This is a genomic window from Amycolatopsis sp. NPDC051128, assembly GCF_040682715.1.
Lineage (GTDB): Bacteria > Actinomycetota > Actinomycetes > Mycobacteriales > Pseudonocardiaceae > Amycolatopsis.
Map to the genome: position 1 here is coordinate 82,954 of NZ_JBFBBN010000003.1, position 15,738 is coordinate 98,691.

The 15,738-nt window shown below is 70.7% G+C and carries 20 protein-coding genes; 7 read left to right on the forward strand and 13 right to left on the reverse strand.

Translation table 11 applies throughout. From position 1 onward, the window contains the following. Positions 1-19: 19 nt before the first annotated feature. The gene (locus tag AB0M82_RS04390) at positions 20-1,420 is read right to left on the reverse strand and encodes an MFS transporter (protein ID WP_364717632.1); all 1,401 of its coding nucleotides are present in this window, start codon (positions 1,418-1,420) and stop codon (positions 20-22) included. Between the two features lie 245 nt (positions 1,421-1,665). Here AB0M82_RS04390 and AB0M82_RS04395 point away from each other — a divergent pair, with 245 nt between their 5' ends. After that, positions 1,666-2,325: a transglycosylase family protein gene (locus AB0M82_RS04395; protein WP_364717634.1), complete on the forward strand. Its 660-nt coding sequence runs from the start codon at positions 1,666-1,668 to the stop codon at positions 2,323-2,325. A 13-nt stretch (positions 2,326-2,338) separates the two neighbouring features. Here the strand turns inward: AB0M82_RS04395 and AB0M82_RS04400 are convergent, their stop codons facing one another. Further along, the gene (locus AB0M82_RS04400; protein ID WP_364717636.1) at positions 2,339-3,127 is read right to left on the reverse strand and encodes a glycerophosphodiester phosphodiesterase; all 789 of its coding nucleotides are present in this window, start codon (positions 3,125-3,127) and stop codon (positions 2,339-2,341) included. 66 nt (positions 3,128-3,193) lie between these two features. Between AB0M82_RS04400 and AB0M82_RS04405 the strand changes: the two genes are divergently transcribed. Then, positions 3,194-3,589 (forward strand): hypothetical protein, encoded by a 396-nt coding sequence (locus tag AB0M82_RS04405; protein ID WP_364717637.1) that lies wholly within the window; start codon positions 3,194-3,196, stop codon positions 3,587-3,589. Between the two features lie 23 nt (positions 3,590-3,612). Here AB0M82_RS04405 and AB0M82_RS04410 read toward each other — a convergent pair whose 3' ends face one another. The 5 genes from AB0M82_RS04410 to AB0M82_RS04430 all read right to left on the reverse strand — a co-directional run bounded on the left by AB0M82_RS04410 (position 3,613) and on the right by AB0M82_RS04430 (position 6,912). Next, positions 3,613-4,581 carry a tyrosine-type recombinase/integrase gene (locus AB0M82_RS04410; protein ID WP_364717638.1) on the reverse strand — a complete coding sequence of 323 codons (969 nt, stop codon included), beginning with the start codon at positions 4,579-4,581 and terminating at the stop codon, positions 3,613-3,615. 564 nt (positions 4,582-5,145) lie between these two features. Beyond that, positions 5,146-5,586 carry an SRPBCC domain-containing protein gene (locus AB0M82_RS04415; protein ID WP_364717639.1) on the reverse strand — a complete coding sequence of 147 codons (441 nt, stop codon included), beginning with the start codon at positions 5,584-5,586 and terminating at the stop codon, positions 5,146-5,148. A gap of 2 nt (positions 5,587-5,588) precedes the next feature. Next, positions 5,589-5,921 (reverse strand): winged helix-turn-helix domain-containing protein, encoded by a 333-nt coding sequence (locus AB0M82_RS04420; protein WP_364717641.1) that lies wholly within the window; start codon positions 5,919-5,921, stop codon positions 5,589-5,591. Then, positions 5,918-6,364 carry an SRPBCC domain-containing protein gene (locus AB0M82_RS04425; RefSeq protein WP_364717642.1) on the reverse strand — a complete coding sequence of 149 codons (447 nt, stop codon included), beginning with the start codon at positions 6,362-6,364 and terminating at the stop codon, positions 5,918-5,920. The genes AB0M82_RS04420 and AB0M82_RS04425 overlap by 4 nt, the downstream gene beginning before the upstream one ends. Before the next feature lie 32 nt (positions 6,365-6,396). After that, positions 6,397-6,912: an N-acetyltransferase family protein gene (locus AB0M82_RS04430; RefSeq protein WP_364717643.1), complete on the reverse strand. Its 516-nt coding sequence runs from the start codon at positions 6,910-6,912 to the stop codon at positions 6,397-6,399. A gap of 42 nt (positions 6,913-6,954) precedes the next feature. Between AB0M82_RS04430 and AB0M82_RS04435 the strand changes: the two genes are divergently transcribed. Further along, positions 6,955-7,518 carry a helix-turn-helix domain-containing protein gene (locus AB0M82_RS04435; RefSeq protein ID WP_364717644.1) on the forward strand — a complete coding sequence of 188 codons (564 nt, stop codon included), beginning with the start codon at positions 6,955-6,957 and terminating at the stop codon, positions 7,516-7,518. A gap of 13 nt (positions 7,519-7,531) precedes the next feature. Here the strand turns inward: AB0M82_RS04435 and AB0M82_RS04440 are convergent, their stop codons facing one another. Further along, a complete protein-coding gene (locus AB0M82_RS04440) occupies positions 7,532-8,146 on the reverse strand; it encodes a TetR/AcrR family transcriptional regulator (protein ID WP_364717646.1) in 615 nt (204 codons plus the stop codon). A 22-nt stretch (positions 8,147-8,168) separates the two neighbouring features. On the opposite strand from AB0M82_RS04440, the gene AB0M82_RS04445 reads away from it, so the two are divergent. From AB0M82_RS04445 to AB0M82_RS04455, 3 genes are all read left to right on the forward strand, one after another. Beyond that, positions 8,169-8,624, forward strand: a complete 456-nt coding sequence (locus tag AB0M82_RS04445) for an SRPBCC family protein (RefSeq protein ID WP_364717647.1) — start codon at positions 8,169-8,171, stop codon at positions 8,622-8,624. A gap of 78 nt (positions 8,625-8,702) precedes the next feature. Continuing rightward, positions 8,703-9,308: a TetR/AcrR family transcriptional regulator gene (locus tag AB0M82_RS04450; protein WP_364717648.1), complete on the forward strand. Its 606-nt coding sequence runs from the start codon at positions 8,703-8,705 to the stop codon at positions 9,306-9,308. Further along, positions 9,292-10,914: an acyl-CoA dehydrogenase family protein gene (locus tag AB0M82_RS04455; RefSeq protein ID WP_364717649.1), complete on the forward strand. Its 1,623-nt coding sequence runs from the start codon at positions 9,292-9,294 to the stop codon at positions 10,912-10,914. The genes AB0M82_RS04450 and AB0M82_RS04455 overlap by 17 nt, the downstream gene beginning before the upstream one ends. Here the strand turns inward: AB0M82_RS04455 and AB0M82_RS04460 are convergent. The 4 genes from AB0M82_RS04460 to AB0M82_RS04475 form a co-directional block, all read right to left on the reverse strand. Continuing rightward, entirely contained in the window at positions 10,911-12,065 is a 1,155-nt protein-coding gene (locus AB0M82_RS04460; protein WP_364717650.1) for a DUF6596 domain-containing protein, read from the reverse strand. The genes AB0M82_RS04455 and AB0M82_RS04460 overlap by 4 nt on opposite strands. 6 nt (positions 12,066-12,071) lie before the next feature. Next, positions 12,072-12,479: a YciI family protein gene (locus AB0M82_RS04465; protein ID WP_364717651.1), complete on the reverse strand. Its 408-nt coding sequence runs from the start codon at positions 12,477-12,479 to the stop codon at positions 12,072-12,074. Between the two features lie 29 nt (positions 12,480-12,508). Continuing rightward, complete coding sequence (locus AB0M82_RS04470; RefSeq protein WP_364717652.1) at positions 12,509-13,006, reverse strand: pyridoxamine 5'-phosphate oxidase family protein; 498 nt, start codon at positions 13,004-13,006, stop codon at positions 12,509-12,511. A gap of 119 nt (positions 13,007-13,125) precedes the next feature. Beyond that, complete coding sequence (locus AB0M82_RS04475; protein WP_364717653.1) at positions 13,126-13,659, reverse strand: TetR/AcrR family transcriptional regulator; 534 nt, start codon at positions 13,657-13,659, stop codon at positions 13,126-13,128. A 77-nt stretch (positions 13,660-13,736) separates the two neighbouring features. On the opposite strand from AB0M82_RS04475, the gene AB0M82_RS04480 reads away from it, so the two are divergent. Beyond that, positions 13,737-14,948, forward strand: coding sequence for an FAD-dependent monooxygenase (locus AB0M82_RS04480; protein WP_364717654.1), 1,212 nt, complete (start codon positions 13,737-13,739; stop codon positions 14,946-14,948). Between the two features lie 89 nt (positions 14,949-15,037). Here the strand turns inward: AB0M82_RS04480 and AB0M82_RS04485 are convergent, their stop codons facing one another. After that, positions 15,038-15,607, reverse strand: coding sequence for a DinB family protein (locus AB0M82_RS04485; RefSeq protein ID WP_364717655.1), 570 nt, complete (start codon positions 15,605-15,607; stop codon positions 15,038-15,040). Between the last annotated feature and the right edge of the window lie 131 nt (positions 15,608-15,738).

The window sequence follows — 15,738 nt, forward strand, 5'->3', positions numbered from 1 at the left end:
CGCCCGACCCTATCGGTGGCTACAGAACCTCCGGCGGACGGTTGCCCGCCGCCTCGATCGCCCGCCGCACCGGCACCAGCCAAACCAGCACCAGCCCTGCCGCGAAGAAGATCACCAACGCCACGATGGCCAGCCGGAACGACCCCGTCGCCTGACCCACCCCGGCGAACACCAGCGGCCCCAGCCACGACGTCCCGCGCTCACCCACGACGTAGAGCGAGTAGTACTGCGCGTCCTTGCCCTCCGGGATCATCTGGCTGAACAGCGACCGCGACAGCGCGTTCGTCCCGCCCAGCACCAGCCCGATCCCGACCGCTACCGCGAGGAACTGCGGCAGCTGCTTCGGCTGCACGAAGTACGCCCCGCCCAGCACCACGATCCACAGCACCAGGCTGCCCAGAATCGTCCGCTTCGCCCCGATCCGCCGCGCCACCAGCCCGTGCAGCGTGCCGCCCAGGTAAGCCACGAACTGGATCACCAGGATCGTCACGATCAGCACTTCGTTGCCGAACCCCAGCTCGTCCTTGCCGTACTGCGCCGACACCGTCACCACCGTGTTGATGCCGTCGGTGAAGACCAGGTAGCTGCCCAGGAAGGCCAGCGTCAACGGGTACGCCTTCGCCGCCACGAGCGTCTCCCGCAGCTCCGCGAAGCCCGCACGCAGCACCGGCTTCCCCCGCACCACGTCCACGGGCGTGTGCCGCCGGGGGAGCGCCCGCACCGCCGGGACGGTGAACAGCGCCCACCACAGCCCCGAGGTCAGGAAGCAGATCTGCACCGCGGTGCCCTTGTCCACCCCGAAGCTGTCATGGCCCAGGTAGAAGCCCAGCTGCAACGCCAGCGCGAGCCCGCCGCCCAGGTATCCGAACGCCCAGCCCTTCGCCGAGATGTCGTCCCGCTCGTCCGGCCCGCCGATGTCGACCAGGAACGAGTAGTAGACGACCAGCGAACCGCCGTAGCCGATGTTCGCCACGATGAACAGCACCACGCCCAGCTGCCAGTTCGACCCCGCCAGGAAGAACATCGCCGCCGCGGCGGCCGCACCCAGGAACGCGAACCCGCCCAGGATCCGCCGCTTGTTGTGGCTCCGGTCGGCCACCGCGCCGGCGATCGGCAGCACCAGCACCTGCACGACCGTCGCCACCGACAGCAGGTACCCCCACACCGAACCGGCGGGGAAGTGCAGCCCGAACAACGTCACGTCGCAGTGGTGCAGCGTGTCCGGCCGACCGGCCGCGTCGACACAAGCGTTGTCACCATTAAGGGTGATGTTCGTCTTCGCGTCCGCCGCCGCGATCCCGCTCATGGACAGCGCGCCGAACACCGTCGTCGTCGACGAATAGAACGGCGAATTCGCCCAGTCGTAGAAATACCAGCCCCTGCGCTCGCGCTTGGTCGAGCGCGTCCCGGCCAGCGTCATCCACGGCTCCTCGGTGTCGAGAACTTCCAGGTCAGCGCGGAGACTACGGGGCAGGTAGCGACGACGGTCACAGCGCCGCCGAAACCGTGTCCGGTTTGTCGCTTCGTGATCATCCGCCACTCCGGTGGCGACCACGCTCCACCCTTCACGGCGTGTCGGAAACCCATGTGAACAAAGTTCCATGCGAGACTGGAGGGCAAAGTGTGTCTCTTGTGGCCAAAGGGACACGCTCTTACTGTGCTCGCATGACCCAGAACCGGCGACGCACCGTGGCGAGACTCCTGCTCCTCGCCACCGCCGCCATGGGTCTGCAGCTCACCACCTCCGCCGTCGCCGCGGCGGACCCCGCGTCGACGGCCTGGGCCAAGCTCCGCATGTGCGAATCGAGCGGCCGCTACGCCACCAACACCGGCAACGGCCACTACGGCGCCTACCAGTTCGACCTGCCCACCTGGCGCAGCGTCGGCGGACCAGGCCGCCCCCACCAGGCCGCCCCCGCCGAACAGGACTACCGCGCCCTCTACCTCTACCGCATGCGCGGCTGGCAACCCTGGCAGTGCGCCGGCATGCTCAACCTCACCGGCGACGCCGACGCCCGCAGCAAACGCGTCCCCACCTACGCCGAAGCCGCCTACATCGGCGGGGGAGGCCCGCCACCGGCACCCGGCGACCCCAAACCCCCCTGGCCCGGCGTCGTCTACTCCTACGGCGACTGCGCCACCCCGCTCAAGACCTTCCAGCTCCGCATGAACGCCTACGGCTACAGCTTCACCGGCACCGGCTGCTACCTCGAAAAGACCCGCACCGCCGTCCTCGCCCTCCAACGCGCCAACGGCATCAAGGACAGCGGCCTCCTCGGCCCCAAGACGTGGAAAGCCGCCTGGACCGGCAAACCACCCCGCTGACCGGCCCGCCCGGTCAGTCCTGGGACCGCTGCCACACACCCCGCTCGATCAGCACCTCACGCAGCAGATCCGGCCGGTCCGTCACGATCCCGTGCACCCCCAGATCCAGCAACATCCGCATCTCCACCGGATCATCGATCGTCCACGTGTGCACCTCGATCCCGGACCGCCCCGCGATCGACACGAACGCCTTGTCCACCACCTTCAACATCCCCTGCCGCACCGGCACCTGAGCCATCGCCCCCAGCACCAGCCGCCCCAGCGGCAGCAACGGCAGCCGTCCCCGCGCCCACAACGCGAACGCCGACCGCGGCCCCATCGCCGTCACCAGCTTCGGCCCCGCCAGCTTCCGCAACCGCACCAGCCGCGCGTCCGAGAACGCCGCCGCCGCCACCCGGTCGTACGCCCCCATCCGCTCCAGCACCCCCACGAACGGCTCCACCGCCCGATCAGCCTTCACATCGACGTTGAACCGCGCGTCCGGCAACTCCTCCAGCACGTCCTCCAGCCGCGACAGCGGCACCTTCCCCCCGACCTTCACCCCCTTCAGCTGCGCCCACGTCTGCGCCGCGATCGGCCCCGCGCCATCCGTCGTCCGGTCCAGATTCGCGTCGTGGTGCACCACCACCACACCGTCCGCCGTCGCGTGCACGTCCGTCTCGAGGTACCGGTACCCCTCCGCGCACGCCCGCCGGAACGCCGGCAGCGAATTCTCCAACCCGGCCAGCTCGTCCAGATGCCACCCACGGTGGGCGAACGCACGGGGGAGCGGATCGGCCAGGTACGGAAACGACGCCTGCATCCCCCAAGTGTGCACTTCCGCCATGACCCCGGCATGAGCAGACGATGGCCAGCTAGGGTCTCCCGGGTGAGGGAAGCCGCCGAACTAGCCCAGCCACCCGCCCCGACGACACCCGTCGACGGCCTCACCCCGGCCCGCCGCGGCGCGCCCAAGCACTGTGGCTGGTGCGGACGACGCCTCCCCGAAGGCGGCAACGTCGGCCGCCGCCGCCGCTACTGCGGCCAATCCTGCCGCCAGCGCGCCTACGAACGCCGCACCGCCCTCCAGCGCAGCGGCCTCCCCGAAGACGCCGTCGTGCTGTCCGACACCGAAGTCGCCGCCCTCCAGGACCGCCTCTTCCAGCTCCGCTGCGCCGCCGAAGACATCGTCACCGCCGCCGACGACGGCGCCGACCTCAGCGAACTCCGCGGCCTCGCCGACGAAATCGCCCGCGCCGCCAAGGACCTCGAACAACTCCGCTGACCACGCCGCCGGAACACGGAAAGCTACGCCGGCCGCAACCCGTCCAACGCCCGGTAAGTCCGGTTGCTCGCCGCCGCCGCACGCTGCTCCCGGCCCGTCGCCTCGATGTAGTTCTGACTCGTCGCCAAGCTCGCGTGCCCCAGCAACGCCATGATCTCCGACGCCGTCGCCCCGTCCTCCGCCAGCCGCGTCGCGAACGTGTGCCGCAACGCGTGCAGATTCGCCCCCACCGGCACCCGGTCGTGCAACCCCGCACCCCGATAACACGACTTCACCAGATACTCCAGCGCACCGCGCCCGATCGGCTCACCCGACCGATCCAGCAGCAACGGCGAACCAGGGGAGGAGCGCACGTTCGGGAACCGCACCCGGCACGACTCCCGGTACCGCTCGATCAGCTCCGCCAGCACCGGCTGCACCGGAATCGACCGATCCCGGCTGCCCTTCCCCTTCACGTGCAACCGCAGCTCACCGGCGCGCCCCACCAGCGACCGCGAAGTCAGCGCCCGCATCTCCGCCGCCCGCAGCCCCGCCACCAGCCCCAACGCGATCACCAGCACGTCCCGCTCCGGCCACGGGTCCCGCGCGCGCCGCGAACCCGTGGCCGCCGCCGACAGCAGCTGTTCCGGGGTTTCCTCACCCCGCAACGGTTTTGGCGTCAACGCCGGGGTCCGCGGCCGCGCCACCGCGCCCATCGGGTTGCCGGCCAGCAGCCCATCGGCCACGCAGAACGTGAGGAACTGGTTCCACGTCGACCAGGCCCGCAGCACCGAGCTCTTCGCGTGCCCATCCGCGAACACGCCGAACGCCGACCGCAGCGCCGGCCCGGTGAGGTCGGCGACCTCCAGGTCTTCGGCCGGGCGGCCGAGCTCCGAAACCAGGAGAGTGGTGATCCCGGCGAGGTCGCGGCGGTAGGCGTCGGTGGTGTGCGGAGAGTCCTTGCGAGGACGGCGGGCGGCGAAGAAGGCTTGCTGGGCCTCGGAAACCTTCATATGGATCTTGTACCGTACGGCACCGACAGTTCCGGTGCGCGGGCCCGGATCCGACGTTTCATGCATAATGGCAATTATGCATGAAACGTCGGCATCACCAGGAGGTCCGCTTCCGGGGGATCCCGATTCTCGCCGGACTCGATCCGGGCCGCCTGAGCCCCGTTGAGTGCGCGAAAACCGGGGATCGTTCATACGTTCGACCACGCGGCCTGAGGGCCCAAGGGGTAGCCAGGGCGGCGACGTCGCGCTGGCGGTTACTCGGATGCCGCATGTCGCCGACTTTGGCCACCGGCGCCCTCGACAGTTTCGTCACCGTGACGTTTTGAGGTCGACTGACGGGGTGCAGACCTCGCGGCTTCCAGGGGATCTCTTGCAGCCCCGGTTGCCCGTCGAGGTGGCCCGGGCTGCGGGATTCCAGTCCGACGAGAGCTCTCGCGCCACCGAAACCTCACGAGAAGCCGTCCTGACGAACTGCACCCGTGCCAGACCCGGGTTTCCGCTCCTCTTGACCTCCCGGCTCAGCACGTCACCAAGTGCCGATAATGTACATTATGTCAAGTAACCTCAGTGCCAGTCGCTGATCATCACGTCCCGCGGTGCCGGAGCGCCTTCCCCGGTCTCGACGAGCTGCTTGAGGCTCATCAGGTAGATCGCCCACTTCGTGCCGCAGTGGTGCATGAACTCGACCGCCTCGCGCCAGCCTTCGTGCTTGAACAGGACGATCGTGTACTCGCCGCGCTGTTCGAGGTCCCAGCGGATCGTCGTGCCGATCCACTCCGGCGGTCCGTCGACGGCTTCCCAGCGGACGAGCCGGCCCGGGTCGAGCTCGATGACCTTCATGTCGAACCCGCCCGGAATGAAGCGGAACTCGAGCACGCCGCCGAGTTCGGTGTCCCCCACGGTTTTCTCGGTCCACCAGCCGGACAGGCCGTCGAGCGTGGTGAGGGCCTCGTAGACCTTTTCCGGGGTGGCGTTCCGGATGCCGATGCGGTGCAGGATGTCCATGTCTACCGGTTCCTTTCGATGGTTTCGGCGATGCGCTTGATGCGGCGGAGCCGGGCGTCCCAGGATTCGCCGACGTCGGCGAGCTGGGCGACGGCGCGGGCGAGCTGGGCTTCGTCGACGCGGAACTGCTTTTCGCGCCCCGTGCTCTGGGCGTGCACGAGACCGACGCGGTCGAGGACGGCGAGGTGTTTGGCCACGGCCTGGCGGGTCACCGGGAGGTGCCCGCTGAGGCTGGTCGCCGTTCCGCTGCCCTCGTCGAGCAGCAGGTCGAGCATCCGGCGCCGGGTGGGGTCGCCGATCGCCGACCAGAGGTCGTCGTCCACGGCGGTGCTCACCGAGTGGCTCCGATTTTGGCGGTGTAGGCGGGCAGCCGGGGCAGGAACTGGTCCCAGCCGCTCACGTGGTCGGCGTACTCGGCGGCGATCTTGGCTTCGCCCCAGCCGCGTTCGCGGAAGCCGCTTTCGGTCATCCGCAGGCGGGTTCCGGTGCCGGCGGGTTCGAGTTCGAAGACGACGAGGAACGAGTTGCCCGGTGCGGCGGTCTCCCCTTCGGCGTGGGTCCAGCGGAAGGAGAAGAGTTTCGGGGGGTTCGCGTCGACGACGGTGAACTGGACCCAGCTGCCGCCGAAGCCGATGCGTCCCGCTCCCCCGGGTTCGACGGGGTATTCCGCCTCGTCGGGCCACCATTCGCGGAGGTGTTCGGGGCTGCTCACGACGTCGAAGACGACGTCGGGGGTGGCGTCGATGTGGATCTCGCGTTCGAGTGTGCCGTGTTCCATGTCGGACTCCTTGTGCAACGTTTGGTTGCGTGTCACGTTAGCTCGTCCGGTGGACATGTGCAACCTTTAGTTGCGTGAAGGTCCCGCTGCACCCAGGCGACGTCGTGCCACGCGCCGCGCTTCCAACCGACCCGGCGGTAGACGCCGACGGGCTCGAACCCCAGGGCACGGTGCAGGCCGGCGCTCGCGTCGTTCGGCAGGGTCATCCCCGCGAAGGCGCGGCGGTAGCCGAGTCCGGCCAGCCGTTCGAACAGCGTCTCGTAGAGCGCGCGTCCCGCGCCGGTGCGGCGGCGGTCCGGTTCGAGGTAGATGCTCGTCTCGCACGACCACTGGTAGGCGGCGCGCTCGGCGAAGGGGTGCGCGTAGGCGAACCCGGCGACGTGGCCGTCGTCTTCGAAGACGAACCAGGCGTGGGCGTGGGCGATGCGGCGGGCCATTTCGGCGGCGTCGGGCGGTTCGGTTTCGAAGGAGATGGCGGTGTCGGTGACGTAGGGCGCGTAGAGGGCAGCGCAGGCCGCGGCGTCGTGCTCGGTGGCGTGTCGGATCATGGCTCATATGGTAGCCGGTCTGAGTCGTATAGTATCCAGTCCATGACTGATCCCCTGACCGCACGGCTGGCCGCGACGGTGCACGCGGCGCGGACCTCCCGAGGTCTTTCGGCGGCGCTGCTCGCCGAGCAATCGGGTGTTTCGCGCGCGATGATCGGCAAGATCGAGCGGGGTGACGTGCAGCCGACGGCGGCGTTGCTGGCGAAGCTGTCGGCTGCGCTGGGCATGACGCTGTCGGAGCTGATCGCGCGCGCCGAGGGTGACGAGCGGCGGCTGGCGCGGGCGGCGGACCAGCCGGTGTGGGTGGATCCGGACACCGGGTACCGGCGCCGGGCGGTCTCCCCCGCCGGCGGTCGTCCGCTGGAACTGGTGGAGGTCGAGCTGCCGCCGGGCGCGGAGGTGGCGCTGGCGGCGGGCACGTACACGTTCCTGCACCAGCAGATCTGGGTGCTGGCCGGGCGGTTGCGCTTCCACGAGGGCGCACAGGTGCACGAACTCGGCGCCGGGGACTGCCTGCAGCTGGGTCCTCCGGCGGACTGCGTGTTCGCGAACCCGGGGTCGCTCCCCTGCCGCTACCTGGTGGCGCTGGTGAAGCGGGGTACCTGACCGGGCGGCGTGATCAGGGGGAAGTGAGATCGAGGGCGGCGAGCGCGTGGTCGATCCACGCGGCGAGGAAGCGGTCCGGGGCGAGGTCGCCCGGGGTGTGTCCGATGAGGATGTCGAGGATCGGGTAGTAGGTCAGCGACGCGACCAGGACGGCGGCGGTGGCTTCCGGGTCGGCCACCCGGGACCTCCCCTGGTCCCGCAGTGTCGTGATCCACTCCGTGCCGCGGCGGTAGACGGTGGCGACGACACCCTGCCACATCCGCTCGAACAGATCGGGGAAGCCGGTGAATTCGCGGATCATCAGGCGGATGAGGTCGCGATCGGCGGCCATGAACGTCCAGACGACGTCGGCGAGGACGCGCAGTGCCTCGCGGGGGTCGTCCGGTAGCTGGGCGTCGGCGGTTTCGGCGGTGCGGGCGGCCAAGCGCGCGAGGTTGTCGTGGACCGCTGCCTCGAGGAGTGCCGCTTTGGACGGGAAGTGCTTGTAGAGCGCGCCGCTGCCGGGGTTGAGGCCGCAGGCGGTCTGGATGTCGGCGACGGAGGTGGTGTCGTAGCCACGGGTGGCGAAGAGGTGGACGGCTTCGTCGAGGATGCGGCGGCGGGTCACGCCGGGGGTTGTCCGAGCCATAGTGAGAAACTACTCTCTTTCTATGGTTGAAGTGACTGTCGAAGAGACCGTGTCGTGCACTCCGGACGCCTTTCTCGCGCTGGTCATGGACCCACGGCGGTACGCGGAGGTCGACCGCAAGCTGGGCCCGATCGACTGGGTGCGCCGGGAAGGGGACGTCACCGAGTTCCGGTTCCGTTCGGCGCTGCCGGGGCTGGGCCCGGGGCCGAAGGTCGTGTCCAGGATGACGCTGACGCCGGGTGAGCGGGTGGACGTCCAGCTTCCCGACCGGCCGGAGAACCGGCTCGCGCGCCGGCTCTCGACGTTCGAAGCCCGCTTCGAGTGTCTGCCGGTGGACGGCGGGATCCGGGTGCGGCGCCGGATCGCGTTCGGGTTCGCCGCTCCCCTGCGCTGGCTGGCCGAACCGATCCTGCGGCGGAAGCTGCGGGCCGACGTCGAGGCCGAGGTGCGGGGCGCGAAGCGGCTGCTCGAGCGTTGATCGGCACAGCGTTGATCGGCACAGCGTTGATCGGCACAGCGTTGACTGAAGTAATGAATCGGTGCTTCACTTCTTGACGTGCCCTACCGCCGCACCCCGAAGGTGCAGGAACGCCTGGACGCGCAGCGCGAGACGATCGTCGCCGCGGCGACGCGCCGGCTGGCCGAGCACGGCTACAGCGGATGTTCCGTCGCGGCGGTCGCCGAGGGCGCCGGGGTGGCCGTTGGCAGCGTCTACCGCCACTTCCCCACCAAGGCCGACCTGGTGGTGCACGTGTTCCGGCAGGTCGTGACGCGGGAGGTCGAGGCGGTCCGGGCGGCGTCGGCGGAGCCGGGTGAGCCCGTCGAACGGGTCCTGGCCGTGTTCGAGACGTTCGCGCAGCGCGCGCTGAAGGCGCCGCGGCAGGCGTACGCGTTGCTCGCCGAGCCGGTCGACGCGTTGATCGACGCCGAGCGGCTCGAGTTCCGGCGGGCGTTCACCGAGGTGGTCGCCGCGCACATCGCGGCCGGGGTGCGCGCGGGCGCGCTGCCGCCGCAGGACGGCCGGCTGACCGCCGCCGCGCTGGTTGGTGCCGCCGCCGAAGTCTTGATCGGCCCGTTGACCAGTGGGAACGCCGGTGACGTCGCCGAGCTTCGCACGTTCGTCGTCCGCGCTCTAGGAGGTTCCGATGCCCGCCACGCATGAGGTCACCAACCAGGTCCCGCCGCTGGCGGGCCACGACGTCGCCGACGACCCGGCGTTGCTGGCCGGGCTGGAGCGGGCGGGTGCGGGCTGGGCCGCCGGCGAGCTGCACGAGCTGGGGCGGCTGGCCGGGAGCGAACAGGCCCAGGAGTGGGGCCGGCTGGTCAACGAGAACGAGCCGGTGCTGCGCACGCACGACCGCTACGGCCACCGGATCGACGAGGTCGAGTTCCACCCGTACTGGCACGAGCTGATGACGGTGGCGGTGTCGCACGGGCTGCACGGGACGCCGTGGCAGGACCCGCGCGAAGGGGCGCACGCGGCCCGGGCGGCGAAGTTCTACGCGTGGGGTCAGGTCGAGGCCGGGCACAGCTGCCCGATTTCGATGACGTACGCGGCAATCCCGGCGCTGCGAGCGAATCCGGAGCTGGCGGCGCGGTACGAGCCGCTGCTGGCGGCGACCGAGTACGACTTCGGGCTGCGGGAGCCCAGTACCAAGCGCGGCCTGATCGCGGGCATGTCGATGACCGAGAAGCAGGGTGGTTCCGACGTGCGGGCGAACACGACGACGGCGACGCCGTCGGCGGACGGGAGCTATACCCTCGTCGGGCACAAGTGGTTCACCTCGGCGCCGATGTCGGACCTGTTCCTCACGCTCGCCCAGGCGCCGGGCGGGCTTTCCTGCTTCCTGCTCCCCCGGGTGCTGCCGGACGGCTCGCGCAACCCGATCCGGCTGCAGCGGCTGAAGGACAAGCTGGGCAACCGGTCGAACGCGTCGTCGGAGATCGAGTACGACCACGCGGTGGGGTGGCTGGTCGGCGAGGAGGGCCGCGGGGTCCGCACGATCATCGAGATGGTCAACAACACCCGCCTGGACTGCGTGCTCGGCAGCGCGTCGGGCATGCGGCTGGGGGCGGTGCGGGCGATCCACCACGCGACCCACCGGCACGCGTTCGGGAAGGCGCTGGTGGACCAGCCGCTGATGGCGAACGTCCTGGCCGACCTGGTGCTCGAGTCCGAAGCGGCGACGACGGTGGCGATGCGGCTGGCCGCGGCCGGCGACCGGTCCGGCGACGAGCAGGAGCAGGCGTTCCGGCGGCTCGGGCTGGCGGTGTCGAAGTACTGGGTGTGCAAGCGCGCGCCGATGCACGCGGCCGAGGCGCTGGAGTGCTTCGGTGGCAACGGCTACGTCGAGGAGTCCGGCATGCCGCGGCTCTACCGCGAGGCGCCGCTGTCGTCGATCTGGGAAGGCTCGGGCAACGTCGCCGCGCTGGACGCGTTGCGCGCGATGGGCAAGCAGCCGGAGGCGGTGGCGGCGTTCTTCGCCGAGGTCGAGCAGGCGGCCGGTGGCGACGCGCGGCTGGACGACGCCGTCGGCCGCGTCCGCAAGGAGCTGACCGACCTGACCGGGATCGAGTACCGGGCGCGGCGGCTGGTCGAGGCGATGGCGCTGGTGCTGCAGGGATCGCTGCTGGTGCGCCACGGCCACCCGGCGGTGGCGGACGCGTTCTGCGCGTCCCGCTTCGGCGGCGACTGGGGCATCGCGTTCGGCACGCTGCCGGCCGGAGTGGACACGGGCGCGATCATCGAGCGGGCCCAGGTGCGTTAGCCCGGTTCGCCGCGCAGCTGCGCGTTGAGCCGGGCCGCCTGCCGTGTGAGGTGCTCGCGTTCGGGAAGGCTGGCGGCGGACCGGGCCGCTTCGGCGTAGAGCCGGGCCGCGGTCACCGGGTCACCGTCACGCTCGTGGAGGTAGGCGGCGACCGCGGTGTGGCGTGGCAGGGCGGGATCGAGCTCCGCCAGTGCGGTCAGACCGGCCCGCGGGCCGTTGGCCTCGCCGACCGCGACGGCCCGGTTGAGGCGGGCCACCGGGCTGCCGGTGAGCCGCACCAGTTCGTCGTACCACTCGACGATCTGCACCCAGTCGGTCTCCTCGGCGGTCCGGGCGTCGGCGTGCAGGGCGGCGATGGCGGCCTGGGCCTGGTACTCCCCGAGGCGGTCGCGGGCCAGGGCGGCTTGGAGCACGTCGACCCCCTCGGCGATCAGGCGGGTGTCCCATCGGCCGCGGTCCTGCTCGGCGAGCGGCACGAGCCTGCCGTCGGGATCGGTCCGCGCCGGCCGCCGGGCGTGGTGGAGCAGCATGAGCGCGAGCAGGCCCGCGACCTCCTCGTGGTGGGTCTGGGCCGCCAGCCGGCGGGTGAGCCGGATCGCTTCGGCGGCCAAATCGATGTTGCCGCCATAGCCCTCGTTGAAGACGAGGTAGAGCACGCGTAGCACGGTGGCGACGTCGCCGTGCCGGGTGAACCGGACGCCCGCGACGGTTCGCTTGGCCCGGCTGATGCGCTGGGCCATGGTCGCTTCCGGCACGAGATAGGCCTGCGCGATCTGCCGTGTGGTCAGCCCGCCGACCGCGCGGAGCGTGAGCGCGACGGCCGCGGCCGGGCTGAGGGACGGGTGCGCGCACAGAAAGTAGAGCTGCAGTGTGTCGTCTCCCGCCTCGGCAGGGCCGGGCTCGGGCTCGCTCTCGAGACGGAGCTCGCGGTCGCGCCGGGCGGTCTCGGCGCGGGTGACGTCGAGGAACTTGCGCCACGCCACGGTGACCAGCCAGCCCTTGGCGTCCCGGGGCGGGTCGTCCGGCCACACCCGCACGGCTTCGACCAGGGCGTCCTGAACGGCGTCCTCGGCCGTCGCGAAGTCCGCTCCGCGCCGGACGAGGACGCTGGTCACGGCGGGGGTGAGGGTCCGCAGCAGCGCTTCGTCCACCGTGCGTCACTCCGTGATGGTCGGGGGCGCGGTCAGGAACGGGCGTATCTCGAGCCACTCGTGGATCGGCTTCCCGCCCGCGCCCGGCGCCGCGGACAGCTCGGCGGCCAGCTCGAGCGCCCGCTCGTAGGTCTCGACGTCGATGATCGCCCAGCCGGCGATCAGGTCCTTGGTCTCCGCGAACGGGCCGTCGGTGACCGGCGGCTTCCCCTCGCCGCCATAGCGGACGAAGGTGCCCTCCGGGGAGAGCGCCTGGTGTTCGACGAACTCGCCGGTGCTCTCGAGCCGGGCGCCGAAGTCCTTCATGTACCGCATGTGGGCCGAAACCTCCTCCGGTGTCCACTGGTCCATCGGCACGTCGTTGACCGCCGCCGGCGCGCCGCGGTAGTGCTTGAGCAGCAGGTACTTGGGCATCGTGGTCTCCTTGGATGTGGTGGGGGTCTTCAGGCGTTCTGACGTTCGGCCCGCTGCCGGACCAGTTCCTCGACCGCGCTGGGCAGGGTCGTCTCGAAGTCGATCAGCTTCGCCCACGTCGGGGTCACGACGATCCGGACCATGCCGTCGTAGAGCGACCGCACCTCCGCCTCCCATTCGACCCGCTGCTCGGCCGTCATCTCGTAGCTGCCGTTCATCTGGAGGTACTCCGCCGGGATGCCGTCGACGACGTCCAGTTCGGCCCGGCCGCGGATGAGCAGGATCTTGGGCGGGTGTACTTCGGTATCGATGGTCAGGGCGACCGCCGGGTTCGCGCGCAGGGCCGCCAGCTTCGGGGCGTTCTTCGACGTGCACAGGACGATCTCCGAGCCGTTCCAGGTGAACGCGATCGGCACGCTGCGCGGGGTGCCGTCCTTGGCGACGTAGGCCAGGCGCGTGAGGTCGCGGGCCAGGAGTTCCTGGCTGAGCGGCCGGTTCAGGACCTCGGTGATCTCGTTCGGCTGCACGGTTCCTCCTTCTCCGGTGCGGCCCGTCCTGGCCGCTGATGTGCCTGGGACGGAGCCGTCGCGACGTTCTCGACACCCGGAGCACACCAATTTCGGAAAAGTTTTGCCCGGGGCCGGCGCTAGTGGCCGAGGGCGTCGAGGGCGCCCGCGACCGCGGCGGCTTTCAGTTCTTCGGCGGGGGCGTCGGGGAACTGCATGCAGACGTCCTGCAGGCCGCCCAGGGCGAGGACGGCGCGGGCGGATTGCTCGAGCGTGGGCTCGGGGCCGCAGATCAGCGTGGTCAGCCGGGTGCGCCAGCCCAGCACCTTGTCGATGAGCCCGAGGTCGGCCAGGGTCGGCAGCTCGGCCAGCAGCATGATGACGGGCGCGCGGTGCCGGTAGTTGAAGTCGAAGAACCCCTCGATCAGCTCTCGCACCGGGGTGTCGCCGCGGGCCTCCTGGTCGAGGAGGAACCTCTCGCCGTCGTCGAGCAGTGGCTGGATGATGCTGCGGACCAGGTCGTCGCGCGAGGGGAAGTGGTAGTAGAGCGCGGGCTTGGTGATGCCCAGCCGGTCGGCGATGTCCTGCAGGCTGGTGCGCTGCACCCCTTGGCTCGCAAAGAGCTCTCGGGCGGCGTCCTGGATGCGTTGCTTGGTGTCGGAGGGTTTCGGCACGGCCCCAGCATAACTGACTTAACGATAGGTAAGGAGCTGTGGTACAACTTACCTACCGTTAAGTCAGGGAGGTTCTCATGCGGGTTCTCGTCTCCGGCGCCAGCATCGCGGGTCCGGTGCTGGCGTACTGGCTGGCCAGGCACGGCTTCGACGTCACGGTCGTCGAGCGCGCGCCGGCGCTGCGGAAGACCGGCGGCCACGCGGTCGACCTGTTCCGGCCGGCCATGGACATCACCGAACGGATGGGCGTGCTGCCCCGCGTCGAGGCGCTCGCCACCGGCACGACCCGGCTGACGCTCCACCGGGAAGGCGTCCGGCGGCCCGTGCGGATCGACCTGGCGAAGATCTTCCGCGCCACGTCGGACCGGCACGTCGAGGTCATGCGCGACGACCTCAGCGAGATCTACTACGACGCCGGCCGCGACGACGTCGAATACCTGTTCGGCGACTCGATCACCGCCATCTCCCCCGACGGCGAAGTCACCTTCGAACAGGCCGCGCCGCGCCGGTTCGACGTCGTCGTCGGGGCCGACGGGCTGCACTCGAACGTGCGGCGCCTGGTGTTCGGCGAGGAGGCCGGGCTGACGAAGTTCATCGGGGCCTACCTGGCCGTCCTGTCCCTGCCGGACTCCCTCGGCCTCGACGGCGAGACCGTCATGCACCTCGGCGTCGGCCGCACCACGGGCATCTACAGCGCCCGGCACATGTCCGAGGCGCGCGCGGTGTTCCTGTTCCGCCGCGACGAGCCACTCGACTACCACCACCGCGACCTCCCGCGGCAGAAGCAGCTGCTGCGGGAAGCGTTTGCCGGGCTGCACCCGCAGGTCGACGGCTGGCTGGCCGAGCTGGACGGCGCGGGCCCGTTCTACTTCGACTCGATCACCCAGCTGACGCTGGACACCTGGTCACGCGGCCGGGTCACCCTCGTCGGCGACGCCGGTTACTGCCCCGGCCCGGCCGTCGGCGGCAGCACCAGCCTCGCGGTGCTCGGCGCGTACGTCCTGGCCGGCGAGCTGGCCGCGGCGGGCGGGGACCACGAGCGCGCCTTCGCCGCCTACGAACGGGAAATGGGCGAGCTGGTGCGGCAGAGCCGGGCGTTCGCGGTCGGCGCCGCGCGGCGCCTGATCCCTGCCTCCCGCACCGGGACGTGGGCACTGGCCCGCGGCGGCCAGCTGGTCTCCGCCCTGCCGGCCGGGCTCACGACGGCGCTCGCGAAGCTCAACACCGGAGGGGTGCGGATGCACGACTCGATGCGGGTCAAGGACTACGCGGTCACACCGGTCGGGTAGGCCCTGTTTCGCGGCCGCGGCGACGCACCGCGAACGGCTCGCTCATGTCGTCAAGACTGGGCGGCGGTCGACCAACCTCGGACGCGCGGCTAGCGGTGGTGGTCGGCCGCCTCCTGGACCCGGGCGCGGTACCGGTCCCACCAGGCCTGGTCGCCGATGTCGTCGTGGTCGGCGCCCGGATGGCCGTCGATCAGCTCGCGGAGGATGTCGGCGTGGCCCGCGTGGTGCGCGGTCTCGGCCACGACCCGCACGAGCAGCGAGCCGAACGTCGTCTTCCGGCGCTCCTCCGGCCACCACGGCACCGAGGCCGGCGCGTCGAGCGGCAGCAGTTCGATCGACTCGTCGGAGTGCCGCCACGCGGTCCGGTACAGCTCGACGAGTTCTTCGCGGGTCTGCTCGGCGGTGGCCCACATGTCGGCGCTGTCCCAGATCGACCCGTCCGCCACCCACGGCAGCGTGACCGGGGCCGGGCGGCCCACGCAGTCACCGAGGTAGCCGAGCTCACCCCCGGTGACGTGCTTGACCAGGCCCAGGAGGTTGGTCGCCGTCGGCGTCATCGGACGGCGGATGTCGTACTCACTCAGCCCGGACAGCGACGCGAGCAGGCTGTCACGGGACTCCTGCAGGTACCGGCGCAGGTCGGCGGAAAGGGGATCCATGCGCGCGACGCTAGCGCCGGGCACCGACAAAACGGGCGGGCGCGCGGGAGGAGCCCCGCGCGCCCGCACCCCCAGTAGTCCGGCGGAACCCGCCGTCAGGGGTCAGGAGACAACGAGTACCGCGCTGGATA

Coding starts and splice junctions, on each gene's coding strand:
- AB0M82_RS04400 (WP_364717636.1), bottom strand. CDS start 3,127: ATGCAGGCGTCGTTTCCGTACCTGGCCGATCCGCTCCCCCGTGCGTTC.
- AB0M82_RS04425 (WP_364717642.1), bottom strand. CDS start 6,364: ATGGAACACGGCACACTCGAACGCGAGATCCACATCGACGCCACCCCC.
- AB0M82_RS04390 (WP_364717632.1), bottom strand. CDS start 1,420: ATGACGCTGGCCGGGACGCGCTCGACCAAGCGCGAGCGCAGGGGCTGG.
- AB0M82_RS04395 (WP_364717634.1), top strand. CDS start 1,666: ATGACCCAGAACCGGCGACGCACCGTGGCGAGACTCCTGCTCCTCGCC.
- AB0M82_RS04430 (WP_364717643.1), bottom strand. CDS start 6,912: ATGATCCGACACGCCACCGAGCACGACGCCGCGGCCTGCGCTGCCCTC.
- AB0M82_RS04445 (WP_364717647.1), top strand. CDS start 8,169: ATGGTTGAAGTGACTGTCGAAGAGACCGTGTCGTGCACTCCGGACGCC.
- AB0M82_RS04415 (WP_364717639.1), bottom strand. CDS start 5,586: ATGGACATCCTGCACCGCATCGGCATCCGGAACGCCACCCCGGAAAAG.
- AB0M82_RS04485 (WP_364717655.1), bottom strand. CDS start 15,607: ATGGATCCCCTTTCCGCCGACCTGCGCCGGTACCTGCAGGAGTCCCGT.
- AB0M82_RS04455 (WP_364717649.1), top strand. CDS start 9,292: ATGCCCGCCACGCATGAGGTCACCAACCAGGTCCCGCCGCTGGCGGGC.
- AB0M82_RS04480 (WP_364717654.1), top strand. CDS start 13,737: ATGCGGGTTCTCGTCTCCGGCGCCAGCATCGCGGGTCCGGTGCTGGCG.
- AB0M82_RS04465 (WP_364717651.1), bottom strand. CDS start 12,479: ATGCCCAAGTACCTGCTGCTCAAGCACTACCGCGGCGCGCCGGCGGCG.
- AB0M82_RS04440 (WP_364717646.1), bottom strand. CDS start 8,146: ATGGCTCGGACAACCCCCGGCGTGACCCGCCGCCGCATCCTCGACGAA.
- AB0M82_RS04410 (WP_364717638.1), bottom strand. CDS start 4,581: ATGAAGGTTTCCGAGGCCCAGCAAGCCTTCTTCGCCGCCCGCCGTCCT.
- AB0M82_RS04435 (WP_364717644.1), top strand. CDS start 6,955: ATGACTGATCCCCTGACCGCACGGCTGGCCGCGACGGTGCACGCGGCG.